The organism is Enterobacter genomosp. O, from assembly GCF_001022965.1.
In the GTDB taxonomy this organism is placed as follows: Bacteria; Pseudomonadota; Gammaproteobacteria; order Enterobacterales; family Enterobacteriaceae; genus Enterobacter; species Enterobacter cloacae_L.
The window spans coordinates 72,202-96,308 of the sequence record NZ_LECZ01000019.1 but is presented as its reverse complement, the minus strand read 5'-3'; the positions used below and the strand labels follow the sequence as shown (position 1 = coordinate 96,308).

Sequence of the window (24,107 nt, the reverse complement as noted above, 5' to 3'; positions counted from 1 at the left end):
CTCAGAAGTGAAACGCCGTAGCGCCGATGGTAGTGTGGGGTCTCCCCATGTGAGAGTAGGGAACTGCCAGGCATCAATTAAGTGAAGAGGCCATCCGCAAGGATGGCCTTTTTGCGTTTTTGACCCACCAAATTTTGTAGGCCGGGTAAGGCAAAGCCGCCATCCGGCAAGTCAGACCGCACTCCACGCAACAATAAACTCCGCAATCCCATCCACATCATTTAAATCCAGCAGCGGAACCTCCAGCGGCAACACAACATCACTGGCTACGGCAATCACGTGCTCATCAAGCGCTAACTCACTGACATCATGCCCGGCATCGCTTCGGAACAGCAGGATCTTTGGCACGGTCTCATGCTTAAAACCCTCAACCAGCACCAGATCCAGCGTGGAATGATCCATCCGGCTAACCAGATAAGCCAGATCCAGCGGTGCCTCATCCGGCGTTTCTGTCATTAATGCCCAGCGCTGAGTACTTGCCACCATCGTTTGCGCGGCACCCGCTTTACGCAACTCATAGCTATCTTTGCCCGGGTTATCGATATCCATATTATGGTGGGTGTGCTTGATCAACCCTGGACGAATACCTCTGGCACAAAGGGAAGGAATGAGCTTCTTCAGCAGCGTGGTTTTCCCGGTCCCGCTCCAGGCGGAAATGGCTACAACAGGTATCATCTTTTCTCCTGCATGCTCTGCAAATCTTCACTCGTATTCACATTCACAAACGCTGGTTTCAAATCGCTAAAATCAACGGAATGGCCGCCATACTCGCGCATAAAGACCATCACCCTGCGCTCTCCCGCGGCCAGATAAGTCTGCAGGGCGGGCACTAACGAGCGGTGCATCAACGCGATAGCAGGATGGTCACGCTCGCCGTCATGTACCCAAACCACAGGCGCTGCGCCACGGAACAGTAACAAACGCTCGACAAGGCAGGACGGAATAAACGGCGTATCGCAGGGACAGAACATAAACCACTCTCCGTGCGACTGTTGCATGACCGAAAGCATACCGGCCAGCGGTCCCGGGTAATCCTCAAGGCTATCCTGATAAACGGCATACCCGCTGCGCTGGTAAGTGCCAATATGCCTGTTCGCACTGATGACCATTGTGGTCACCTGGCCTGCAAGCGTATCAGCGACGCATTGCCATAAGGGTTTGCCGTTAAGGAGTTGAAGCCCCTTATCTTTTCCCCCCATACGCGTTGCTCTGCCACCCGCCAGAACCACGCCAATGATTTCCAGACCCCGATTCACGAATATCGCCTCTTTTATTGTGGGATTGACCCTGCTAACGTGTCACTCTAAATGAAAGGAGCACCACCATGAAATGTAAACGTCTGAATGAAGTTATTGAACTCCTCCAGCCCGCCTGGCAAAAAGAGCCAGAGCTGAATCTGATGCAATTTTTACAGAAACTGGCGAAAGAGTCAGGTTTTGACGGCGAACTGGCAGACCTTTCTGACGACATCCTGATCTACCACCTCAAAATGCGTGACTCTGCCAAAGATGCTGTTATTCCTGGTATTCAGAAAGATTATGAGGAAGATTTTAAGACCGCATTATTGCGCGCCCGAGGCGTAATTAAAGAGTAAAAGCTTGTAAGCGGCGGCACCGAAATCGCCACAAGATGATATCCTGAATCATTCGTATAATTTCCGGATGATCGGATGAACGACCAGGCTTTTACATTCCAGACATTACACCCGGACACCATTATGGATGCCCTGTTTGAACAGGGCATTCGGGTGGATTCCGGGCTAACGCCGTTAAACAGCTACGAAAACCGCGTCTATCAATTTCAGGATGAGGATCGTCAGCGCTTCGTCGTAAAGTTCTATCGTCCTGAACGCTGGTCCGCAGAACAAATTCAGGAAGAGCATCAGTTTGCTCACGATCTGCTGGATGACGATGTCCCCGTTGCCGCACCGCTAAAATTCAACAACCAAACACTCCTCACGCACCAGGGGTTTTATTACGCTGTATTCCCAAGTCTGGGTGGTCGCCAGTTTGAGGCGGATAATATCGATCAGATGGAGTGGGTGGCTCGCTATCTGGGGCGTATACACCAGACGGGACGCAAAAAAACCTTTACTGCCCGCCCGACTATCGGGATTCAGGAATACCTTCTTGAACCGCGTGAAATATTCGAAACGTCTGCAATGATTCCCAATGCGCTAAAGGGAGATTTCCTCAGAGCTACCGATAAGCTTATTGCTGCGGTTAAAACCTGCTGGCGCGATGATATTTCCGTTCTGCGCCTGCATGGCGATTGTCACGCCGGCAATATTCTCTGGCGCGATGGCCCGCTGTTTGTCGATCTCGATGATGCGCGTATGGGCCCAGCGGTTCAGGATCTGTGGATGCTGCTCAATGGCGACAAAGCCGAGCAACGCATGCAGCTTGAAACCATTATTGAAGCCTATGAAGAGTTTAGCCCGTTTAATTCAGACGAAATTGCCCTGATTGAGCCTTTACGTGCTATGCGTTTTGTTTATTATCTCGCATGGTTAATCAGGCGTTGGGACGATCCCGCATTTCCACGAAATTTCCCGTGGCTTACCGGAGAGGATTACTGGCGTAGCCAGATATCTACATTTACTGAGCAGGTTAAGGTTCTTCAGGAACCTCCTCTGCAATTAACGCCGATGTATTAATTAGACACACCCAGGAGAGAGTTAATCATGAAAAAAATTTGGCTGGCGCTGGCAGGTATGATTCTGGCATTTAGCGCTTCTGCAGCGCAGTTTACCGACGGCAAACAGTACATCACGCTGGACAAGCCTGTCGCTGGCGAGCCACAGGTTCTGGAGTTCTTCTCGTTCTATTGCCCACACTGCTATCAGTTCGAGCAGGTACTGCATGTTTCTGACAACGTGAAGAAAAAGCTGCCGGAAGGCACTAAAATGACCAAGTACCACGTTGAGTTCCTGGGTCCATTGGGTAAAGATCTGACTCAGGCGTGGGCGGTAGCTATCGCGCTGGGCGTTGAAGATAAGGTAACGTCCCCAATGTTTGAAGCCGTGCAGAAAACCCAGACCGTTCAGACCACTGCGGATATCCGTAAAGTGTTCGTAGATGCCGGCGTGAAAGGTGAAGACTATGACGCGGCATGGAACAGCTTTGTGGTGAAGTCTCTGGTGGCTCAGCAGGAAAAAGCGGCGGCTGACCTGCAGCTTCAGGGCGTTCCTGCAATGTTTGTTAATGGTAAATACCAGCTGAACATGCAGGGTATGGACACCAGCAGCATGGATATCTTTGTACAGCAGTACGCTGATACCGTGAAATACCTGGTTGAGAAGAAGTAATTCGCTGATGTAAAAACGCCGGTCACTGACCGGCGTTTTTGTATGTAGATTTAATGCTGTCTATCTGTTCGTCTTTCTCTTTCCAGAGCGCATTAAGCCACTGCTGGAAACGACGCTTGAAATTCTTATCGTTAACGTAGTCACCATGCAGTTCGGCATCTATCGGGACCAGATCGACACGCACAACAATACGCGTCAGTTTGCCGCTGAGCATATCGAAGAACGGCGTCTTATCGTTTTCCGGATAGCAGAGCGTGACGTTAAGGAGCTTATCGAACTGCGTGCCCAGCACATTAAGCGCCATCGCAATGCCTGCGGCCTTTGGCGGCAGCAGGTTCTGATAAGGGGAACGAGTTTGTTGGTGCTTCTCTTGCGTAAACCGGGAGCCTTCAACAAAGTTCACGATGGTTGTTGGATGCGCGCGAAACTTTTCGCAGGAACGGCGTGTGGTCTCCACATCTTTACCGCGACGCTCCGGATGACGAATCAAATAGCTGCGCGAATAACGTTTCATAAACGGCATATCGAGCGCCCAGCAGGCTAGGCCGATAAAAGGTACCCAGGCGAGTTGCTGTTTTAGGAAGTATTTGTTCATCGGGATGTGTTTGCGGAAAAGCACACACAACACCACGATATCAGCCCAGCTGTGGTGATTGCAGATCAGCAGGTACCAATTCTTTTTGTTGAGGCTCTCCAGCCCTTTGATATCCCACTTCAGATGCGGGTTCAGGCACAACAGGATCGCCAGTCCTTCACACCAGCAGTACATCATGAAATTACAAAATGCGGACACGGCTCGCCACACCGCGGGTACAGGCAGCAGCAGTTTAACGATCCCGGCGATAATGATCGGCACAGAACAGGCGATAGTCACCAGGATAGTTAAAATGATGCTTAACAGTAATGTTATTGCAGCGAGCAATCTCGACATGATGAGCTTTTTCAAATGGTTAGCTGTAAGTGGGCGGTCGGCTATTCGGCGCTGGGCGCTGATTCTATCAGAAAACAGACAAAGTAATGGGGCTTTCACGTGAGGAACTGGAGGCTTTTCCTCTGTCGCAGAAGATTTCTCTGTGATTCTGCGCTAATCAAGGCTTATATCCACATAGACTAAATTGCCACCAGATGGCCATATAGAGAAGATCTCACAGTATAACAATATGATAATTAAGATCTAAATATTAACGCCTATGTGTTTTTAGCGTCTGTTATTCATATGAAGTGAAAATATACACAAACTTATCCACAGTTTTAATTTTGCGAGCGATCCTCACGATCGCAAAATCTTTTCCTGTATCTGGCGCTAATAACTGATGTTTTCATCCTTCTGTGGCATCCTTTACGCATAAATTGATTAAAGGCACGGACATTATGGTTCAGATCCCAGAAAACCCTCTTATTCTCGTCGATGGCTCTTCTTACCTGTATCGGGCGTACCATGCGTTTCCTCCTCTGACCAACAGCGCAGGGGAACCTACCGGCGCAATGTACGGCGTGCTGAATATGCTTCGCAGCCTGATTCTTCAGTATCAGCCAACCCATGCGGCAGTCGTTTTTGATGCGAAAGGCAAAACGTTCCGCGACGAGTTGTTTGAGCATTACAAATCCCACCGTCCGCCAATGCCTGACGATCTGCGCGCGCAGATTGAGCCGCTGCACGCCATGGTGAAAGCGATGGGCCTGCCGCTGCTGGCCGTCTCTGGCGTCGAAGCCGATGACGTCATCGGCACGCTGGCGCGTGAAGCTGAAAAAATGGGCCGACCGGTACTGATCAGCACCGGCGATAAAGATATGGCACAGCTGGTGACGCCGGGTATCACCCTGATTAACACCATGACTAACACCATTCTGGGGCCTGAAGAGGTGGTTACAAAGTATGGCGTGCCGCCTGAACTGATTATCGACTTCCTCGCGTTGATGGGGGACTCCTCGGATAACATTCCTGGGGTTCCGGGCGTCGGTGAAAAAACCGCGCAAGCGCTGCTTCAGGGGCTGGGCGGGCTGGATACGCTATATGCGGAATCGGATAAAATCGCCGGGCTCACCTTCCGTGGTGCAAAAACCATGGCCGGAAAACTGGAAGAGAACAAAGAGGTGGCTTATCTCTCTTATAAGCTGGCAACCATCAAAACCGATGTCGAACTGGAACTGGGCTGTGAAGAGCTGGAGGTACAACAGCCTTCCGCTGACGATCTGCTGACCCTGTTTAAGAAATACGAATTTAAGCGCTGGATCACTGACGTCGAAGCCGGTAAATGGCTACAGGCAAAAGGGGCTAAACCTGCTGCAAAGCCGAAGGAGACGATCGTTGTTGACGCAGAAGAGCAGGCGGAAGAAGAAGCCGTGGCGCTTTCCTTCGACAATTATGAAACCATTCTTGACGAGTCGCAGCTGATTGCCTGGATCGAGAAGCTGAAAAAAGCGCCGGTCTTTGCTTTTGATACCGAAACCGACAGTCTTGATAACATCTCTGCCAATATGGTGGGCCTCTCCTTTGCAACTGAGCCCGGTCTTGCGGCCTATGTGCCCGTCGCGCACGATTACCTGGATGCGCCGGAACAGCTCTCCCGTGAGCGTGTGCTTGAGCTGCTGAAGCCGATCCTGGAAGACGAGAAGGCGCTGAAGGTCGGGCAAAATCTAAAGTACGACCGCGGCATTTTGCAGAACTACGGCATTGAACTGCGCGGGATTGCCTTCGACACTATGCTCGAATCCTACATTCTGGACAGCGTCGCGGGCCGTCATGATATGGATTCCTTATCTGACCGCTGGCTCAAGCACAAAACGATCACGTTTGAAGAGATTGCCGGTAAAGGGAAAAATCAGCTTACTTTTAACCAGATTGCTCTCGAAGAGGCAGGGCGCTACGCGGCAGAAGATGCTGATGTAACGCTGCAGCTGCACCTGAAGATGTGGCCAAAACTACAGAAGCATGAAGGACCGCTGAACGTTTTCCAGCATATTGAGATGCCGCTGGTTCCCGTTCTGTCCCGCATCGAACGCAACGGTGTGAAGATTGACCCAACGGTGCTGCATAACCACTCCGGCGAGCTCGCCCAGCGCTTGACCGAGCTTGAGCAAAAAGCGCATGAGCTTGCCGGCGAGCCGTTTAACCTCTCTTCGCCGAAGCAGCTGCAAACCATTCTGTTTGAAAAGCAGGGCATCAAGCCGCTGAAGAAAACCCCAGGCGGCGCACCTTCTACCTCTGAAGAGGTGCTGGAAGAGCTGGCGCTGGATTACCCGCTGCCAAAAGTGATTCTGCAGTACCGTGGCCTCGCGAAGCTGAAGTCTACCTACACCGACAAGCTCCCGCTGATGATCAACCCGAAAACAGGCCGCGTGCATACCTCATATCATCAGGCTGTAGCGGCGACGGGGCGTCTCTCGTCAACCGATCCAAACCTGCAGAACATCCCGGTACGTAACGAAGAAGGCCGTCGTATTCGTCAGGCTTTTATTGCGCCCGATGACTACCTGATTGTCTCTGCCGACTACTCGCAAATTGAGCTGCGCATTATGGCGCATCTCTCCCGCGACAAAGGCCTGCTGACCGCGTTTGCCGAAGGGAAGGATATCCACCGGGCGACCGCAGCGGAAGTCTTCGGCTTGCCGCTGGACAGCGTGACGAACGAACAGCGCCGCAGCGCTAAAGCGATCAACTTCGGTTTAATTTACGGCATGAGCGCATTCGGCCTTTCGCGCCAGCTCAATATTCCGCGCAAAGAGTCGCAAAAGTATATGGACCTCTACTTCGAACGCTACCCGGGCGTGCTGGAATATATGGAGCGCACCCGCGCGCAGGCGAAGGAGAAAGGCTACGTCGAAACGCTGGATGGCCGTCGTCTCTACTTGCCGGACATCAAATCCAGCAACGCGGCGCGACGCGCTGGCGCAGAGCGTGCGGCGATCAACGCCCCGATGCAGGGTACCGCGGCGGACATTATTAAGCGCGCAATGATCGCCGTTGATGCCTGGCTGGAAAAAGAGAAGCCTCGCGTGAAAATGATCATGCAGGTACACGATGAACTGGTATTCGAAGTGCACAAAGACGACCTCGACGCCGTATCGAAAAAGATCCACGAACTGATGGAAAGCAGCATGACGCTTGACGTGCCGTTGCTGGTGGAAGTGGGAAGTGGCGAAAACTGGGATCAGGCTCACTAACGGTTCTTCGCATAACGCGCTTTTTATGTAAGTTTGCAACATAACAACGCGCGTTTTGTGACGATCATTAGAATTCCCTATGTAAAGAATGAAAAAAAACTACAAAAAGTGCTTTTTCTGCAGCACAAAAAGGGGTAGAGTTATCGACGTAGGGTACAGAGGTAAGATGTTCTATCTTTCAGACCTTTTACTTCACGTAATCGGATTTGGCTGAATATTTTAGCCGCCCCAGTCAGTAATGACTGGGGCGTTTTTTATTGCGGCAAAGAAAAATTCAGGCAAAAAAACGCGGCCATCGCCGCGTTCGGTATTACTCTTCTTCCGCTTCCGTCGCGGGTTCCAGCTCGCTAAACCAGGTGTCGAGCTTCTGACGCAGCTTGTCCACGCCCTGCTTTTTCAGCGAGGAGAAAGGCTCAACCTGCACATCACCGTTGAAAGCCAGTACCGCTTCGCGAACCATATTCACCTGCGCTTTGCGCGCACCGCTTGCCAGCTTATCGGCTTTCGTCAGCAGTACCAGCACGGCGATATCGCTTGCGACAGCCCAGTCGATCATCTGCTGATCCAGATCTTTAAGGGGATGGCGAATATCCATCAACACCACCAGACCTTTCAGGCACAGGCGCTTTTCCAGGTATTCACCCAGCGCACGCTGCCATTTGATTTTCATCTCTTCCGGTACCTGTGCGTAACCGTATCCCGGTAAGTCGACAAGGCGTTTGCCTTCTGCCACTTCAAACAGGTTAATCAGCTGGGTACGGCCAGGTGTTTTTGAGGTACGCGCCAGGCTCTTCTGATTGGTCAGCGTATTCAGGGCGCTGGATTTCCCCGCATTGGAGCGGCCAGCAAATGCCACTTCAATACCTGTATCAGAAGGAAGGTGGCGAATATCGGGCGCACTGGTGACAAAATGCGTCTGTTGGTAGTTCCAGGTAGTCACGTGGTCGTCTCCAAAATCGTAATCTGAGGGGGATTATACCCGAATGCAGGCAAAAGGCTTTTCTGATTGCATGGACCTGTAGGCTAAAGCCCCAAACTGTGTGAGAGATCGACCAGAGATGCTATGGGAGATTTCAGAGAATTCGCAGGCGTTAAAAAATGCAAACTGTTTTAAATCATAAGCTTATTTCCGGGTAATTATCTGAAAATCTCTTTTTGTACTGTTTCGTTGCTTGTTAGTTTATGCGAACAAGGTAAAGTGTGCGTCAGGGCGAGGAAGCCATCAGGAAATCGACTTAAGGATTAGGGTCAGGAGCGCCAGGAGGCGAAGACGCAGGATTGTCAGGATGACCAGCGCCTGGAGGCGTTTTAACAGGAAATGGAACCGTATCACGGACGGTATTAGCCAAGGGATAAACAGGGTTTGTTGTTGGCAAACACGGATTGTCTGACCCACTAAGGGTTGTGAGTCAGGAAAAAAGGCGACAGATTGCTCTGTCGCCTTTTTTCTTTGCTTGCTTTCTGCTAGATTTCGCCGCAATTCTATACTGAAGAAAACGACTTAAAGATAAAACATCATGAAAAAACCAACCTCCGCTGCGGGCGCGAAACGCCCTGCAAAAGCACGCCGCAAAACGCGCGAAGAACTGAACCAGGAAGCGCGCGATCGTAAACGCGATAAAAAACATCGCGGTCATGCTGCGGGTAGCCGTGCCAGCGGTGTTGGTGCAGCAGGCGCTTCTGCAAAAGGCAAACAGCAGAAAGATCCTCGTATCGGCAGTAAAACTCCCATTCCACTGGGCGTGACAGACACCCCGGTCACTAAGCAGCACAAACCAAAGAGCGAGAAACCTATGCTTTCACCGCAGGCTGAGCTGGATTTGCTGGAGAACGATGAGCGCCTGGACGCGCTGCTGGAACGTCTTGAAGAGGGTGAAACCCTGACCGCCGAAGAGCAGTCATGGGTTGATGCCAAACTGGATCGCATCGATGAACTGATGCAGAAGCTGGGCCTGTCATACGACGATGACGAAGATGAAGAAGAAGACGAAAAGCAGGAAGATATGATGCGTCTTCTGAAGGGTGGAAACTAACATTTGCACCCGGCAGGCACGATAGTCCTGCTTATAACCCTTCCGGTTATATGTTATCTGGTGTGGTTATTCGTTAAACTACGGCGGTTGTCGCGGCGACAGAAGTGGCTGCGCACCCGAGTGATGGCCCGCAATGGGGCCGGAACGGGCCGCCGTATACGAACGCGACACCAACGGAAGGAGTGAGCATGTCTGTACCATCTATCGACTGGGATTTGGCCCTAATCCAGAAATATAACTATTCCGGGCCGCGTTATACGTCATACCCCACCGCGCTGGAGTTCTCCGATGCCTTCGGCGAGGATGATTTTCAGCAGGCTGTCGCGCGCTACCCTGAGCGTCCGCTGTCTCTCTACGTCCATATTCCGTTCTGCCACAAGCTCTGCTACTTCTGCGGCTGCAATAAAATCGTTACCCGTCAGCAGCACAAAGCCGACCAATATCTTGACGCGCTCGAACAAGAAATTGTACATCGCGCGCCGCTGTTTGCCGGTCGTCACGTCAGCCAGCTGCACTGGGGCGGCGGCACGCCAACGTACCTGAATAAAGCGCAGATCAGCCGTTTGATGGCGCTGCTGCGCGGCAACTTTAATTTTAACGACGACGCTGAAATCTCGATCGAGGTCGATCCGCGCGAAATCGAGCTGGATGTGCTGGATCATTTACGCGCAGAGGGCTTCAACCGCCTGAGCATGGGCGTGCAGGACTTCAACAAAGAGGTCCAGCGTCTGGTGAACCGCGAGCAGGACGAAGAGTTTATCTTTGCCTTACTCAATCACGCACGTGAGATCGGTTTTACATCGACCAATATTGACCTGATTTACGGCCTGCCAAAGCAGACGCCGGAAAGCTTCGCCTTCACGCTGAAGCGCGTGGCCGAACTTAATCCTGATCGCTTAAGCGTCTTTAACTATGCGCATCTTCCGACGCTCTTTGCCGCTCAGCGTAAAATCAAAGATGCCGACCTGCCTTCTGCCCAACAGAAGCTGGATATCCTGCAGGAAACCATTACCTCGCTGACCGAAACCGGCTATCAGTTTATCGGTATGGATCATTTTGCCCGTCCGGATGACGAGCTGGCTATCGCCCAGCGTGAAGGGGTACTGCACCGTAACTTCCAGGGGTACACGACCCAGGGCGATACCGATTTACTGGGGATGGGCGTTTCCGCCATCAGCATGATTGGCGACTGTTACGCGCAGAACCAGAAAGAGCTGAAGCTGTACTATCAGCAGGTTGATGAAACGGGCAACGCGCTCTGGCGCGGCATTGCGTTAACGCGCGACGACTGCATCCGTCGGGATGTGATTAAGGCGCTTATCTGCAACTTCCGTCTCGATTTCAGTGATGTGGAAGCGCAGTGGGGTCTGCACTTCAGCGATTATTTTGCAGAAGACCTGAAGCTCCTGGCGCCGCTGGCGAAAGACGGGCTGGTGGATGTATCGGAGAGTGCGATTGAGGTCACGCCGAAAGGGCGTCTGTTGATTCGTAACATCTGCATGTGCTTTGATGCCTACCTGCGGCAGAAAGCGCGTTTGCAGCAGTTCTCGCGGGTGATTTAAGCCTGGTATTCAAAAGCGCAGAACGTAGGCCGGGTAAGGCGTAGCCGCCACCCGGCTTTTACGTTCAAACCCGCTAGCTAAACAGCCCAACCAGCGCCGCACACAGCACAGCCGCAACGGCGGTTTGTGGCGTGTGGCTTTCAGCGGCTCCGCTAGAGAGCATATTTACTAATGTTTCCAGCATGATGTTCACCCTCAATTTCCGGGCACGATCATACAAAACTCAACGGAACAGTAAAGCGCAAAATAACGGCAATTTGCGCTCAATTAATAATCTTTACGCTGCGGTAAAGGTCACTCCATTCCCAGCTCTTTAAGCTTGCGCGTCAGGGTATTACGTCCCCATCCCAGCAGGCGGGCGGCTTCCTGCTTATGACCCTGAGTATGACGAAGCGCGGTGGTTAATAACGTACGCTCCATCTCAGGCTGAGCTTCAGACAGCAGGTTTTGATGACCGGAACGCAGCGCGCGGTCGGCCCACTGCGCCAGCAGCGTCGCCCAGCTGTCCGGCAGCGCGTGCCCGGTACTGCTTTCTGGCGCGGTCGCTTCAAACAGCTCGGCCGGTAAATCCTGAATCAACACTTCCTGCCCGGCGGCCATCACGGTTAACCAGCGACAGGTATTTTCCAGCTGACGTACGTTGCCCGGCCACGCCAGACGCGTCAGAGCCGCATCGGTTTCCGGATGAAGCTGCTTGGCTTCTACGCCCAGTTCCCGGGCTGCCACCTGCAGGAAATGACGCGCCAGGCGAGGGATATCTTCACGACGTTCACGCAGCGGCGGCAGATGAACGCGAATCACGTTCAGGCGATGGAATAAATCCTCGCGGAATTTTCCTTCCTGCACGCGTTGCTCCAGGTTCTGGTGGGTCGCGGCGATAATGCGCACGTCCACCTTCACTGGCGCATAGCCGCCCACGCGATAAAACTGCCCGTCGGCCAGCACGCGCAGCAGGCGGGTCTGGACATCCAGCGGCATATCGCCGATCTCATCCAGGAACAGCGTGCCGCCATCAGCCTGTTCGAAACGCCCCTGGCGAATGGTATTTGCCCCGGTAAACGCCCCTTTTTCATGACCGAACAGTTCCGATTCAATCAAATCCTTCGGGATCGCCGCCATATTCAGGGCGATAAACGGCGCTTTTGCCCGCGGGCTGTGGCGGTGTAATGCATGTGCCACAAGCTCTTTACCGGTTCCCGATTCACCGTTGATCAATACGCTGATGGACGAGCGGGACAAGCGGCCAATAATGCGAAACACATCCTGCATCGCTGGCGCTTCGCCGATGATGTCAGTCGTTGGCCCAAAATCGGGCGCGTGGCGCGGCTGTTGCTGCTCCTGATAATGGCTAATCGCGCGCTCAACCAGCGCCACCGCTTCGTCAATATCAAACGGTTTGGGCAGGTAATCGAACGCCCCTTGCTGGTAGGCGCTCACCGCGGCGTCCAAATCGGAGTGTGCCGTCATTATGATGACCGGAAGCATAGGGTGGCGTTGTTTGATCTGCTTTAAAAGCGCCAGCCCGTCCATCCCCGGCATGCGAATATCCGAAAGGAGAACATCCGGCGTTTTGGTGGTGAGTGCGTCGAGCACTTCGCTGCCGCTCTCAAACGTCGTGCAGCTTAATCCTGCCCCTGTGAGCGCGCGTTCAAGCACCCAACGGATGGAGCTATCGTCATCGACTACCCAGACTATCCCTCGTTGCATAAACGTCACCTTTATTTTTTAATCGGCAGGAAAACCGAAAACTCGGTATGTCCCGGCCAACTGGTAAATTCAATTTTGCCAGAGTGTTGATCGATCAAACTGCGGGCGATGGATAAGCCCAGGCCGGTCCCGCCTTCGCGACCGCTTACCATCGGATAGAACAGGGTGTCCTGCAGATGCGATGGAATACCGGGCCCGTTATCCTCGACGTCTATTCGGGCCGCCAGGCGATAGCGCACGCCGTGTAACGTGAGCTGGAAGGCGGTACGGGTACGTAAAATGATCTCGCCCCCTTCCGGCCCCAGCGCCTGCAGCGCGTTGCGCACAATATTCAACAGGACCTGCTCAATCTGATCCGGGTCATGCGCCAGTTCCGGCAGGCTTGGGTCGTAATCACGTACCAGCGTGACGTTCTCCGGGAGCTCCATCGAGACGAGCTTCACCACCCGTTCGGCCACTTTATGGATGCTTTCTGTGACATGCATCCCCGGCTGCTGCGGTCCGAGAAGACGGTCAACCAGATTACGCAGACGGTCTGCCTGCTCAATGATGACGTTGGTGTACTCCGCCAGCGCAGGGTCGGGCAGCGCCTTGGTCAGAAGCTGTGCCGCGCCGCGTAATCCACCCAGCGGGTTTTTGATTTCATGTGCCAGACCGCGTACCAGGTCCCGGGCAGCAATTTGCTGCGCATGTTGAAGCTGCTCCTGGCTCAGTCGACGCTGATTATCCATCGGCGCCATCTCAAGCAGGATCATGCCTTCGGGGAGACGTTGCGCGGTCAGCGACAGAATGTGCGAGCGCCCGTCGATCACCAGCGTCACTTCGTTATCCGTGAATCCTTGACCCGCCTGCAAACTTTCCTGCATCAGGCCAATATTCAGCGAAAAATAGCTCAGGAGTTCCGGAAGCGGGGTGCCAAACAGTTTGCGTGCGCTTTGGGCAAGCAGCTGCTGCGCCGCCGGGTTGGCGTAATGAACAGCCAGCTCGTCATCGACCAGCAAGATGCTGTTAATCAAAGAATTGAGGATCTGCCCAGCATCGGGCAGCGTGCCAGTTGCCATTCAGCAGTCTCCTGGAGTCGTTTGCACTAATTTAGTGCAGTATAGCGTTTTCGGCGTAAAAAGCGCGTGAGATCAGGTTGTTGGTGGAGAAAAAAGCCCATCCGGAGATGGGCTAAAAGTTTCCACGGCAACTACTCCCGGCGCTTGTCACGCCGGGTAAAACAACTTTATTAAACGCTGTAGTACAGTTCGAACTCAACCGGGTGCGGAGTCATACGTACGCGGTCGTTCTCTTCAGTACGCAGGGCGATGTAAGCGTCAATCGCTTCATCAGTGAACACGCCACCGGCAGTCAGGAACTCACGGTCTGCGTCCAGCGCCTGGAGGGCTTCTTCCAGAGAGCCAGCAACCTGTGGGATCTCTTTCGCTTCTTCTGGCGGCAGGTCGTACAGGTTTTTGTCCATCGCTTCGCCTGGGTGGATCTTGTTCTTGATACCGTCCAGACCCGCCATCAGCAGTGCTGCGAAGCACAGGTATGGGTTAGCCGCTGGATCCGGGAAGCGCACTTCGATACGACGCGCTTTCGGAGAGGCGACAACCGGGATACGGATAGAAGCAGAACGGTTACGAGCAGAGTAGGCCAGCATAACTGGTGCTTCATAGCCCGGGACCAGACGCTTATATGAGTTAGTGGTTGGGTTCGCCAGGGCGTTGATCGCTTTAGCGTGTTTGATAACACCACCAATGTAGTGCAACGCCTGCTCAGACAGACCCGCATACTTGTCGCCAGAGAACAGGTTGGTACCGTTCTTGGACAGAGACATGTGGCAGTGCATACCGGAACCGTTGTCACCAAACATTGGTTTTGGCATGAAGGTTGCGGTTTTACCGAAACGGTGCGCAACGTTGTGCACAACGTATTTGTAGATCTGAATCTCATCCGCTTTTTTGGTCATGGTGTTGAAGCGGGTTGCGATTTCGTTCTGGCCAGCGGTCGCCACTTCGTGGTGGTGAGCTTCAACAACCAGGCCCATCTCTTCCATGATCAGACACATGGTAGAACGGATGTCCTGTGAAGAATCGACCGGAGGAACCGGGAAGTAACCGCCTTTCACGCCAGGACGGTGACCTTTGTTACCACCTTCGTATTTGGTGGAAGAGTTCCATGCGCCTTCGATGTCATCGATAGCCACGTGGGAACCAGAAATTGAAGCGCCGAAACGGATGTCGTCAAACAGGAAGAACTCTGGCTCTGGCCCGAACAGAACGGTGTCTGCGATGCCGGTAGAACGCAGGTACTCTTCAGCGCGTTTCGCGATAGAACGTGGGTCGCGGTCGTAGCCCTGCAGGGTGCCTGGCTCGAGGATGTCGCAACGGATGATCAGAGTCGGTTCTTCGAAGAACGGGTCAATGAGCGCAGTGGTCGCGTCTGGCATCAGAACCATGTCGGATTCGTTAATGCCTTTCCAGCCACCAATGGAGGAGCCGTCAAACATTTTGCCTTCTTCAAAGAATTCGGCGTTCACCTGATGAGCAGGGATTGTGACGTGCTGTTCTTTACCTTTGGTATCGGTGAAGCGCAGATCAACAAACTTCACTTCATGTTCGTTCAGCATCGTCAAAACGTGTTCAGCGGACATACTTAACTCTCCAGATTGGTCATTGTCGTCGTGGTAACGAGGTCTTCAATTTCTGTTTGTACTGGCTGTTGCCATGTATTTTTTATAAAGCGAAATCTGTGCCAACTTTTAAAACACCCCAAAAAGGCGTTATCATGCGCACCATAGTGCAAAAGGGCTGCACCACAATGGATTTGTTGCACCAGTATAGTGCTTCAATGTGAACAATGAGCACCATATTGGTGCAATTTACGTTAAAGTGCCCTTTTACCGCTCCGTGAAAGCGATCACAAAGCATCTCTGCAATACTTGTTTGCGGGGGATGTTTGTGATCCTGTTTTGTAGTGCGATTAATCCGTGTACAATAACGCGCTATTTCTAAATGCCTGAGGCAAAGTTGTGATCGAAAATTTGCGTAACATCGCCATCATCGCGCACGTTGACCATGGTAAAACTACCCTGGTTGATAAGCTGCTGCAGCAATCCGGTACGTTTGATGCTCGTGCCGAAACCCAAGAACGCGTGATGGACTCCAACGATTTGGAGAAAGAGCGTGGGATTACCATCCTCGCGAAAAACACCGCGATTAAATGGAATGACTACCGTATCAACATCGTTGATACCCCAGGGCACGCCGACTTCGGTGGTGAAGTTGAACGTGTAATGTCCATGGTAGACTCCGTTCTGCTGGTCGTTGACGCAATGGATGGCCCAATGCCACAGACGCGCTTCGTGACCAAAAAAGCATTTGCCCATGGTCTGAAGCCAATCGTTGTTATCAACAAAGTTGACCGCCCTGGCGCGCGTCCTGACTGGGTTGTTGACCAGGTATTCGACCTGTTCGTTAACCTCGACGCGACCGACGAGCAGCTGGACTTCCCTATCGTTTACGCGTCTGCGCTGAACGGTATCGCAGGTCTGGACCACGAAGACATGGCTGAAGACATGACCCCGCTGTACCAGGCGATTGTTGACCGTGTTCCTGCGCCAAACGTCGATCTCGACGGCACCCTGCAGATGCAGATCTCTCAGCTCGACTACAACAACTACGTTGGCGTAATCGGCATTGGTCGTATCAAGCGCGGTAAAGTGAAGCCTAACCAGCAGGTCACTATCATCGATAGCGAAGGCAAAACCCGTAACGGTAAAGTAGGCAAAGTGCTGACTCACCTGGGTCTTGAGCGTATCGAGAGCGATGTTGCAGAAGCGGGCGACATCATCGCTATCACCGGTCTGGGTGAACTGAACATCTCCGACACCATCTGCGATCCGCAGAACGTCGAAGCGCTGCCAGCCCTGTCCGTTGATGAACCAACCGTATCGATGTTCTTCAACGTCAACACCTCTCCGTTCTGCGGTAAAGAAGGTAAGTTCGTTACCTCTCGTCAGATCCTTGACCGCCTGAACAAAGAGCTGGTGCACAACGTTGCGCTGCGCGTTGAAGAAACTCAGGACGCTGATGCGTTCCGCGTTTCCGGTCGTGGTGAGCTGCACCTGTCTGTTCTGATCGAAAACATGCGTCGTGAAGGTTTCGAAATGGCGGTTTCCCGTCCGAAAGTTATCTTCCGCGAAATCGACGGCCGTAAACAAGAGCCGTTCGAGAACGTGACGCTGGACGTTGAAGAGCAGCACCAGGGTTCTGTAATGCAGGCACTGGGCGAGCGTAAAGGCGACCTGAAAAACATGAATCCAGATGGCAAAGGCCGCGTACGTCTCGACTACGTGATCCCAAGCCGTGGTCTGATCGGCTTCCGTTCAGAGTTCATGACCATGACCTCTGGTACCGGTCTGCTGTACTCCACCTTCAGCCACTATGACGACGTTCGTCCGGGCGAAGTAGGCCAGCGTAACAACGGCGTGCTGATCTCCAATGGTCAGGGTAAAGCGGTTGCGTTTGCGCTGTTCGGTCTGCAGGATCGCGGTAAGCTGTTCCTGGGTCACGGTGCTGAAGTTTATGAAGGCCAGATCATCGGTATTCACAGCCGTTCTAACGACCTGACTGTAAACTGCCTGACCGGTAAGAAACTGACCAACATGCGTGCGTCCGGTACTGACGAAGCAACGGTTCTGGTTCCACCAATCAAGATGACCCTGGAGCAAGCTCTGGAATTCATCGATGACGACGAACTGGTAGAAGTGACTCCTCAGTCAATTCGTATCCGTAAACGTCACCTGACCGAGAACGATCGTAAACGTGCAATGCGCGGTGCGAAAGAAGAGTAATACGGTCAATCCGTAGTAAAAAAAGCCGCTGATATCAGCGGCTTTTTTGTTGTTATTTGAAGCTGTATTTCACCCCCAGCATTCCCTGCGTATCGCTGAAGCCTTTATCGCCAACCTGCTGAGCCACGTTGCCCCAGACGCTAAGCTGCGGCGTGATCTGTCCCTCCACACCCGTTTTAAGCTCACCGATATTGCGCGTACCGCGCATCTCATTGCTGACGTCATCCATGCGGATGCGCGTAGTCTGGGTATTGTGGATCCAGTTCGCTTCGATGAACGGCTGGAAGGTACGGGATTTACCGTCGTCAATCGCGTTATGCCCGCTGATGTAGGCCTTCACGCCGAGACGGGTCATCAGGTTTCCCTGGGTTTCGTCTTTCACCCGCGTGCCGTTGCGTTCGCGATGGTCGTCAGCCTGCACGTCCATCCACACCACCTGCGCTTTTGGCTGGAGCCAGTAGCTGTTGCGACCGCTTTCGCCCATCTTGAAGCTATATCCCGCTTCGACAGAGGCGGTTACCCCACTTGAGCGATAACTCTCAGTGGCCTGATCCTGCCCCATGACCTTGTTATCGAACCAGTTATACAGCATCCAGCTATCAACGTAGGTGCCGCTTTTATCCGCTTCGTTTGCGTACCAGGTACCGTACAGGCCTACGCTATAGCCATTAACTTCGCCACGCGAGTGGTATCCGGTCAGGCTGGAAACGCTCCGGCTCTGGCTGTTGCCATAACCGGCCATCAGGCCAAGATGCCAGCGATCCAGACCGTCGGAACTCCATTGCGCCACATCTCCCCCTATCTGGAGCACGTAGCGATTGGCTGTGGTCTTTAACTGGCCGCTGCCGTCTTTAAACCGCGTATGGCCGCCGACGTTACGCATCCACAGGCTTGTTACTTTTTGCTCACCCGTCAGGATGTCGGTGTACTGCGTTTCACCCAGACGATCGTGCAGGCGGGTCATAAACAGCGTATTTGCCGCATAGCTGTTCGCCTGATAGCTGCCAAATTCCGGACGATACTGATGCTCGCTTTTCGGTGGCGCAGCCGGAGGTACCGGTTCCTGCGGTGGAACAACCGGGTCAACCGGTGGGTCTACGGGGTCGACCGGCGGACTTACCGGGTCAACCGGTGGGTCAACGGGATCGACCGGTGGAATTACCGGGTCAACCGGTGGGTCTACGGGGTCAACTGGCGGGTCAACAGGGTCGACTGGCGGATCAACAGGGTCAACTGGTGGGTCAACAGGGTCGTCCGGTGGGTCAACGGGCTCAGCCAGGCTGGTCAGGAACCAGTTTTTACCTTTTTGCACAACGTTATAGTCATAACCCCCCGCCACGATACGGCTGGTCTTTGCAAACGTCCCATCAGAGTTGCCGCCAACGCTGACAATCTCAATTCCTTCTACGGTTTGTGCGCCGGTACCGCCAATGTTGTTCACTTCCACCCCGGTATGGCCGGAAGTATTCCCTTCGACGATCAGCTTGTCCGTTTCAGAGGTATCGTCAAACAGCACGGTATTGAAAACCAGCTTGCCGCCGTTGCCGATGTAATCATCGTTGATGGTCAGGGTTTGCCAGGTTGCATCTTCGGGATGCTGGAAATTAATCGTGCCGCCCGCGTTCAGCGTCAGGCTGGTCAGCGTGGAGCTGTCGCGCATATTCCATACGGCATCATTCATCGTAAGTGCGATGGTACCGCTGCCTGCGGCATTGTTCTCAATGAAGGACGCCCCGTTCCACAATGAGTTGTCATTCATTGTCAGCGTAATGGTGCTGTTTTGTGCCGGTAGCGTGCTGGTGGCCGCGATGCCGCCCGCGGAGAGAATATCGCCGTTGAGGATGAATTTGCCACCAGCGGATGCATCAATAACCCCGCCATTACCTGCGTTCAGGGCATAGCTGCCGCTGTCGCGCTGGCCAGCGGTGGTAATGGTTGCGCCACCCGCCAGCGTTATCACGCCACGTGACCAGGCGTAGAGCCCGTGCGGAGCCTGCGCGGAGCTGCTTGTTTTAGCGCTGCTGTTTACCGCAATAGTGGCGTTATCACCAAGGTTTACCGCACCGGTGTAGGCATAGACGCCATGCGCGCTGGCGCCGTTGGTGGTGATGCTGGCGCCCTCATCAAGGTTGATGGTCGATGAGCCGGTTGAATAGATCCCGGAGGCGCTATTCTGGTCAGTAATAATGGCCGCGTTTTTTCCTAGCTCAATTTTTGACGCAGAACCCGCATACAGGCCGTAGGCCGATGCGCCGAACGTTTCAATGGTTGCCTCATCACCCAGACGGACATATGAGCCACTCTGGTTGGTGCGGATCCCCTCGGCGTAGGTGCCCCGTGTAACAATATGCGCACGATCGCCGACGATAACGTTATTTTTGGCCTTCGATGCATCATTTAGTGCATAGGCGCTAATCCCGCGACCGGTGCTGCCGGTGGTTTCGATATAGAGATCGTCGCCCACATAAATATTGGCGGAGCCGAGAGAGCCCTGGCTGAAGGAGCTATACCCGGCATTAATGCCGTCGCCGCTTTGGCCATTGACGTAAATGTGTGTGCGATCGCCGGTAATGATAAACACCGGGTTGTCCGGCGTGTTCATACCATGGGTACGAATGCCATCAACATCTTTACCATTATTGGCGGCCGCTTTTGACTGGGTGCGAATAGTCAGATCGTCACCAAATATCACCCCTGGGCTGCCGGACGTGGAGTTTTGAATAACGGTAACGGAATGCTCAAAGGCTTCCGCCCCTGGCCCTTCGAGCGTGATCCCATCTCCGTAGATCGGGATATTACCCGGGCTATACTGATAGACATAGTTAGGATTGGCGGTATTTTTGCTAAAGTTTGAATTTGCTGTTGCAGGTATCAGTGCCTGTATTTCTGCAGGCAAATCCGTTACCGCTCCGGAGGCAGGTAAATTAGCAAAATCTATTACCGCAGCATGTACGGCGAATAGTGCTGACGATAGCGCCAGCGAAATCGCAACCGCGACTGGTGAGTGTTTCATTAAATATGGCATAACTGCCCCTTTCTTTCAGGCGTAAAACATCCTCCACACATATTAAATGTGGGTATGTTAAAAAGTTGATATTACAAAATAGAAACGAGAAGCTTATGAATGCTGGTACCTAATTTCCTCTCTAGTCGTACTTTATGAACATAAATTTGTTTCACATTGATGCTGTTTGTTTTTATTATCTCCTGGAGGCACTCGCCTGACATAAATCGGTTAAGCAACATGAATTCGACAGCATTCAAGGTATTTCTTCGCCTGTTGTCTACACGTCTACCGGAAAAAAGATAGTTTATCTTTTCCTGTAATTTAACGTCATTATCGTCAAAATATACAATTCCCTTTATTTCACTGTATTGTGCGATAAAGTAATTAGCCAGTGCCTCCAGTTTTCGGTCTGTAATAATAACAATGTTCATGTTAGTTATCGCCAGACGTTCAATCCATTGCGGATCTGCAAGCACACGCAGGTTGTATATCGAAAAATCTACAAAAATAAACCCGCGTGATAAGTGATTCTTGTTTCTCCGCAATATCTTATCTTGTACTGCCATTTCTAAAAAATGATTACCAACCGGCCAAACGGCAAACGAGGCGTTGTCACAGTATTGTGATCGTACTGCGTTATCTGGAAATAACTGACAGGACAATTCACAGCTTATACAGCGGACAACATTTTGTGACGATGATATCATCCAGTCCACTCCTGTCTTATTTTCATTGTCAATATTTCACTGCCGTTCAAATGTGTCAATCTTGAAACATATACAGCGGTCTGGTCTTGTTTGTGAAAAATAGTGCCAGGGAAAATAAATTCCTGGTAGCATCTATTTTGGTAGACCGGCGCCATAGCAAACAAACAAAAGGTCTTAGCAGTATTCCAGGAATATCCCACAATCCCTTAAGACTATTCTGCAAAGAAAAGCCGGGAACAAAAATCCGGAAATGGCACAAATAGCTAAAGAATCGTTTCGTAAATCTACATAAGCATCAGTCTTTTCCCTGGTGGTGCCCCAATATAAGTATTTGGCCTGGTGAAGTGTAATGAAATCTTATTAGATCGTTTTAGATGAGGTGAATCTAAGAAAAATCACTTATAACCAATTGAAATTTAATGCTTTATTTTTAATCTTAAATAAGATGATGTCGCACCATGATCTTCTCTGGCCTGTATTATTGTTAAATATAAGTATGCCCTTTGAGCGTATGGCGTTAAATCTTGTTATTGCAGAGAAAAGGAAAGCTGTATCGCATTAACAAGCTGGTTGAGTATGACGCGGATAATAAAACCCTGGTCAATCATATTTCCGGGCGCTTGATACCATTGCAGCTATCATCAGAACACGCGCGGATTAAATAACGATCGCATTGTTAAAACCTTTGCGGATGCGGCGGACGAGGCTGATATCAACGCCACGCTGCCGGGCTTTTATCACACGCCGTAAAAATCAATCGCACACCTTCGACCGCGCGCATAGTCAAATCTCTTTATTCCCGCTACAGTTGATTCTCCACGGCGAGCAGGAGATAAACATGCTTTATATCTTTGATTTAGGAAACGTAATCGTCGATATCGATTTTAATCGGGTGCTGGGCGCATGGAGCGATTTTAGCCGTGTCCCGCTGGCGACATTGAAGCAAATTTTCGCGATGGGCGAGACCTTCCATCAGCATGAACGCGGCGAGATTAGCGATGAAGAGTTCGCTGAACGCTTCTGTCAGGAGATGGATCTCCCATTAAGCTACGAGCAGTTTTCACACGGCTGGCAGGCGGTATTTGTCGCCATACGGCCGGACGTGATCGACATCATGCATAAACTTCGCGAGCAGGGGCATCGGGTGGTCGTCCTGTCGAATACCAACCGTCTGCACACCACCTTCTGGCCTGAGGAGTACCCTGAAGTTAAGGCCGCGGCAGATAAGATCTATCTCTCGCAGGAGATGGGTATGCGTAAGCCTGAAGCCAGAATCTATCAGGCTGTTCTCCAGGCAGAAGGTTTTACCGCGGCCGATGCGGTCTTTTTCGACGACAATGCCGATAATATAGAGGGAGCTAATCAGTTGGGTATCACGTCAATTCTGGTGACCGGAAAAGAGACGATACCAAACTACTTTGCGAAGCAGTTATGCTAAAAACCGTTCATCAAAAAGCCACGCACCATACTCGCCCGCTGAGGGCCTGGCTGAAGCTGCTCTGGCACCGCATTGATGAGGACAACATGACCACGCTGGCGGGTAACCTCGCCTACGTGTCGTTGCTCTCGTTAGTGCCGCTGGTGGCGGTTATCTTTGCCCTGTTTTCCGCTTTTCCAATGTTTGCGGACGTCAGCCTGCAGCTTCGTCATTTTGTCTTCGCAAATTTTATCCCTGCAACCGGGGATGTCATCCAGAACTACATTGAGCAGTTTGTTGCCAACTCAAGCAAGATGACGGCTGTGGGGGCATGCGGTCTTATCGTCACTGCGCTGTTGTTGATGTATGCCATTGATAACGCGCTGAACACCATCTGGCGGAGTAAAAAGGCACGACCAAAGGTCTATTCCTTTGCCGTGTACTGGATGATTCTCACGCTGGGGCCGTTGCTGGCCGGGGCGAGCCTGGCAATCAGTTCTTACCTTCTTTCCCTGCGCTGGGCGAGTGATTTAAACGGCGTTATTGATAACGTACTTCGCATTTTTCCCTTGATCCTGTCGTGGCTCTCGTTCTGGCTGCTCTATAGCGTCGTGCCGACCACGCGCGTGCCTAACCGCGATGCGGTCGTGGGGGCGCTGGTGGCGGCATTGCTCTTTGAGCTGGGAAAAAAAGGGTTTGCCCTCTACATCACTATGTTCCCGTCCTATCAGCTGATATACGGCGTGCTGGCGGTGATCCCCATTTTGTTTGTCTGGGTCTACTGGACCTGGTGTATCGTCTTGCTTGGTGCTGAAATAACTGTCACTCTCGGTGTATACCGCGAACTTAAAAAAGCAGCAGCAGCTGAAAAACAACAAGAAGCAGACCAACCATGATTGCATTGATACAGCGCGTAACCCGTGCCAGCGTCACCGTGGAGGGAGAGGTGACGGGTGAAATTGGCCCAGGACTTTTGGTGTTGTTAGGTGTCGAAAAGGATGATGACGAACAAAAAGCCAACCGCTTGTGCGAGCGCGTGCTGGGCTACCGTATTTTCAGCGATGCGGAAGGTAAAATGAACCTGAACGTCCAGCAGGCGGGCGGCAGCGTGCTGGTGGTTTCCCAGTTTACGCTGGCTGCGGATACCGAGCGCGGCATGCGCCCGAGTTTCTCTAAAGGCGCCGCGCCGGATCGTGCAGAAGAACTTTATGAATACTTTGTTGAGCGTTGTCGCCAGCAGGAAATGAATACGCAAACCGGACGATTCGCTGCAGATATGCAGGTTTCGCTGGTGAACGATGGCCCCGTCACATTCTGGCTCCAGGTATGAGCCAACTGGCGGCGTGGCCGCGGGTAACAA

The 24,107-nt window shown here is 52.3% G+C and carries 20 protein-coding genes; 10 read left to right on the top strand and 10 right to left on the bottom strand.

The annotated features are described in order from the left end of the window. Positions 1–171: 171 nt before the first annotated feature. On the bottom strand, positions 172–675 hold the full coding sequence (mobB, locus tag ABR39_RS01935) for a molybdopterin-guanine dinucleotide biosynthesis protein MobB (RefSeq protein WP_047345543.1): 504 nt from the start codon (positions 673–675) through the stop codon (positions 172–174). Then, complete coding sequence (gene mobA / locus ABR39_RS01930; protein WP_047345542.1) at positions 672–1,256, bottom strand: molybdenum cofactor guanylyltransferase MobA; 585 nt, start codon at positions 1,254–1,256, stop codon at positions 672–674. Before mobA ends, mobB begins: the two co-directional genes overlap by 4 nt. Positions 1,257–1,324: 68 nt before the next feature. Here mobA and ABR39_RS01925 point away from each other — a divergent pair, with 68 nt between their 5' ends. From ABR39_RS01925 to dsbA, 3 genes are all read left to right on the top strand, one after another. Next, positions 1,325–1,594, top strand: coding sequence for a YihD family protein (locus ABR39_RS01925; protein ID WP_003861904.1), 270 nt, complete (start codon positions 1,325–1,327; stop codon positions 1,592–1,594). Between the two features lie 75 nt (positions 1,595–1,669). Continuing rightward, positions 1,670–2,656, top strand: a complete 987-nt coding sequence (locus ABR39_RS01920; RefSeq protein ID WP_047345541.1) for a serine/threonine protein kinase — start codon at positions 1,670–1,672, stop codon at positions 2,654–2,656. Between the two features lie 27 nt (positions 2,657–2,683). Further along, the gene (gene dsbA, locus ABR39_RS01915; protein ID WP_047345540.1) at positions 2,684–3,307 is read left to right on the top strand and encodes a thiol:disulfide interchange protein DsbA; all 624 of its coding nucleotides are present in this window, start codon (positions 2,684–2,686) and stop codon (positions 3,305–3,307) included. 22 nt (positions 3,308–3,329) lie between these two features. Here dsbA and ABR39_RS01910 read toward each other — a convergent pair whose 3' ends face one another. Continuing rightward, a complete protein-coding gene (locus ABR39_RS01910) occupies positions 3,330–4,238 on the bottom strand; it encodes an acyltransferase (RefSeq protein WP_047345545.1) in 909 nt (302 codons plus the stop codon). Between the two features lie 440 nt (positions 4,239–4,678). Between ABR39_RS01910 and polA the strand changes: the two genes are divergently transcribed. Next, a complete protein-coding gene (gene polA / locus ABR39_RS01905; RefSeq protein WP_047345539.1) occupies positions 4,679–7,471 on the top strand; it encodes a DNA polymerase I in 2,793 nt (930 codons plus the stop codon). A 310-nt stretch (positions 7,472–7,781) separates the two neighbouring features. On the opposite strand, the gene yihA is transcribed toward polA, so the two are convergent. Further along, complete coding sequence (gene yihA / locus ABR39_RS01900) at positions 7,782–8,411, bottom strand: ribosome biogenesis GTP-binding protein YihA/YsxC (RefSeq protein WP_023309768.1); 630 nt, start codon at positions 8,409–8,411, stop codon at positions 7,782–7,784. A gap of 577 nt (positions 8,412–8,988) precedes the next feature. On the opposite strand from yihA, the gene yihI reads away from it, so the two are divergent. Continuing rightward, positions 8,989–9,504: a Der GTPase-activating protein YihI gene (yihI, locus tag ABR39_RS01895; RefSeq protein WP_047345538.1), complete on the top strand. Its 516-nt coding sequence runs from the start codon at positions 8,989–8,991 to the stop codon at positions 9,502–9,504. Between the two features lie 188 nt (positions 9,505–9,692). Next, a complete protein-coding gene (gene hemN / locus ABR39_RS01890) occupies positions 9,693–11,066 on the top strand; it encodes an oxygen-independent coproporphyrinogen III oxidase (protein WP_047345537.1) in 1,374 nt (457 codons plus the stop codon). A gap of 73 nt (positions 11,067–11,139) precedes the next feature. Here hemN and ABR39_RS25495 read toward each other — a convergent pair whose 3' ends face one another. From ABR39_RS25495 to glnA, 4 genes are all read right to left on the bottom strand, one after another. Then, a complete protein-coding gene (locus ABR39_RS25495; RefSeq protein WP_032670298.1) occupies positions 11,140–11,250 on the bottom strand; it encodes a YshB family small membrane protein in 111 nt (36 codons plus the stop codon). 110 nt (positions 11,251–11,360) lie between these two features. Next, positions 11,361–12,773 carry a nitrogen regulation protein NR(I) gene (gene glnG, locus ABR39_RS01885; RefSeq protein WP_023309765.1) on the bottom strand — a complete coding sequence of 471 codons (1,413 nt, stop codon included), beginning with the start codon at positions 12,771–12,773 and terminating at the stop codon, positions 11,361–11,363. A gap of 11 nt (positions 12,774–12,784) precedes the next feature. Next, positions 12,785–13,834 carry a nitrogen regulation protein NR(II) gene (glnL, locus tag ABR39_RS01880; protein WP_014885760.1) on the bottom strand — a complete coding sequence of 350 codons (1,050 nt, stop codon included), beginning with the start codon at positions 13,832–13,834 and terminating at the stop codon, positions 12,785–12,787. Between the two features lie 170 nt (positions 13,835–14,004). Continuing rightward, a complete protein-coding gene (glnA, locus tag ABR39_RS01875) occupies positions 14,005–15,414 on the bottom strand; it encodes a glutamate--ammonia ligase (protein ID WP_023333896.1) in 1,410 nt (469 codons plus the stop codon). A 378-nt stretch (positions 15,415–15,792) separates the two neighbouring features. On the opposite strand from glnA, the gene typA reads away from it, so the two are divergent. Beyond that, the gene (typA, locus tag ABR39_RS01870; protein WP_023333895.1) at positions 15,793–17,616 is read left to right on the top strand and encodes a ribosome-dependent GTPase TypA; all 1,824 of its coding nucleotides are present in this window, start codon (positions 15,793–15,795) and stop codon (positions 17,614–17,616) included. 52 nt (positions 17,617–17,668) lie between these two features. On the opposite strand, the gene ABR39_RS01865 is transcribed toward typA, so the two are convergent. Then, a complete protein-coding gene (locus ABR39_RS01865) occupies positions 17,669–20,641 on the bottom strand; it encodes an autotransporter outer membrane beta-barrel domain-containing protein (RefSeq protein WP_047345536.1) in 2,973 nt (990 codons plus the stop codon). Positions 20,642–20,712: 71 nt separating this feature from the next. After that, positions 20,713–21,330, bottom strand: coding sequence for a hypothetical protein (locus ABR39_RS01860; RefSeq protein WP_047345535.1), 618 nt, complete (start codon positions 21,328–21,330; stop codon positions 20,713–20,715). Between the two features lie 838 nt (positions 21,331–22,168). Here ABR39_RS01860 and yihX point away from each other — a divergent pair. From yihX to dtd, 3 genes are read left to right on the top strand one after another with little or no spacing between them, the layout of a single operon-like run. Continuing rightward, positions 22,169–22,768: a glucose-1-phosphatase gene (gene yihX, locus ABR39_RS01855; protein WP_047345534.1), complete on the top strand. Its 600-nt coding sequence runs from the start codon at positions 22,169–22,171 to the stop codon at positions 22,766–22,768. Continuing rightward, positions 22,762–23,643, top strand: a complete 882-nt coding sequence (locus tag ABR39_RS01850) for a virulence factor BrkB family protein (RefSeq protein ID WP_047345533.1) — start codon at positions 22,762–22,764, stop codon at positions 23,641–23,643. Before yihX ends, ABR39_RS01850 begins: the two co-directional genes overlap by 7 nt. Then, positions 23,640–24,077: a D-aminoacyl-tRNA deacylase gene (gene dtd / locus ABR39_RS01845; protein WP_047345532.1), complete on the top strand. Its 438-nt coding sequence runs from the start codon at positions 23,640–23,642 to the stop codon at positions 24,075–24,077. The genes ABR39_RS01850 and dtd overlap by 4 nt, the downstream gene beginning before the upstream one ends. The last annotated feature ends 30 nt before the right edge of the window (positions 24,078–24,107 follow it).

What these genes read in the sequence shown, in the direction of transcription:
- ABR39_RS01920 (WP_047345541.1), top strand. Translation starts at nt 1,670, where the DNA reads ATGAACGACCAGGCTTTTACATTCCAGACATTACACCCGGACACCATT.
- dtd (WP_047345532.1), top strand. Translation starts at nt 23,640, where the DNA reads ATGATTGCATTGATACAGCGCGTAACCCGTGCCAGCGTCACCGTGGAG.
- ABR39_RS01910 (WP_047345545.1), bottom strand. Translation starts at nt 4,238, where the DNA reads ATGTCGAGATTGCTCGCTGCAATAACATTACTGTTAAGCATCATTTTA.
- yihX (WP_047345534.1), top strand. Translation starts at nt 22,169, where the DNA reads ATGCTTTATATCTTTGATTTAGGAAACGTAATCGTCGATATCGATTTT.
- glnL (WP_014885760.1), bottom strand. Translation starts at nt 13,834, where the DNA reads ATGGCAACTGGCACGCTGCCCGATGCTGGGCAGATCCTCAATTCTTTG.
- mobB (WP_047345543.1), bottom strand. Translation starts at nt 675, where the DNA reads ATGATACCTGTTGTAGCCATTTCCGCCTGGAGCGGGACCGGGAAAACC.
- yihI (WP_047345538.1), top strand. Translation starts at nt 8,989, where the DNA reads ATGAAAAAACCAACCTCCGCTGCGGGCGCGAAACGCCCTGCAAAAGCA.
- glnG (WP_023309765.1), bottom strand. Translation starts at nt 12,773, where the DNA reads ATGCAACGAGGGATAGTCTGGGTAGTCGATGACGATAGCTCCATCCGT.
- ABR39_RS01925 (WP_003861904.1), top strand. Translation starts at nt 1,325, where the DNA reads ATGAAATGTAAACGTCTGAATGAAGTTATTGAACTCCTCCAGCCCGCC.
- ABR39_RS25495 (WP_032670298.1), bottom strand. Translation starts at nt 11,250, where the DNA reads ATGCTGGAAACATTAGTAAATATGCTCTCTAGCGGAGCCGCTGAAAGC.
- glnA (WP_023333896.1), bottom strand. Translation starts at nt 15,414, where the DNA reads ATGTCCGCTGAACACGTTTTGACGATGCTGAACGAACATGAAGTGAAG.
- polA (WP_047345539.1), top strand. Translation starts at nt 4,679, where the DNA reads ATGGTTCAGATCCCAGAAAACCCTCTTATTCTCGTCGATGGCTCTTCT.
- hemN (WP_047345537.1), top strand. Translation starts at nt 9,693, where the DNA reads ATGTCTGTACCATCTATCGACTGGGATTTGGCCCTAATCCAGAAATAT.
- ABR39_RS01865 (WP_047345536.1), bottom strand. Translation starts at nt 20,641, where the DNA reads ATGCCATATTTAATGAAACACTCACCAGTCGCGGTTGCGATTTCGCTG.
- dsbA (WP_047345540.1), top strand. Translation starts at nt 2,684, where the DNA reads ATGAAAAAAATTTGGCTGGCGCTGGCAGGTATGATTCTGGCATTTAGC.
- ABR39_RS01860 (WP_047345535.1), bottom strand. Translation starts at nt 21,330, where the DNA reads ATGATATCATCGTCACAAAATGTTGTCCGCTGTATAAGCTGTGAATTG.
- ABR39_RS01850 (WP_047345533.1), top strand. Translation starts at nt 22,762, where the DNA reads ATGCTAAAAACCGTTCATCAAAAAGCCACGCACCATACTCGCCCGCTG.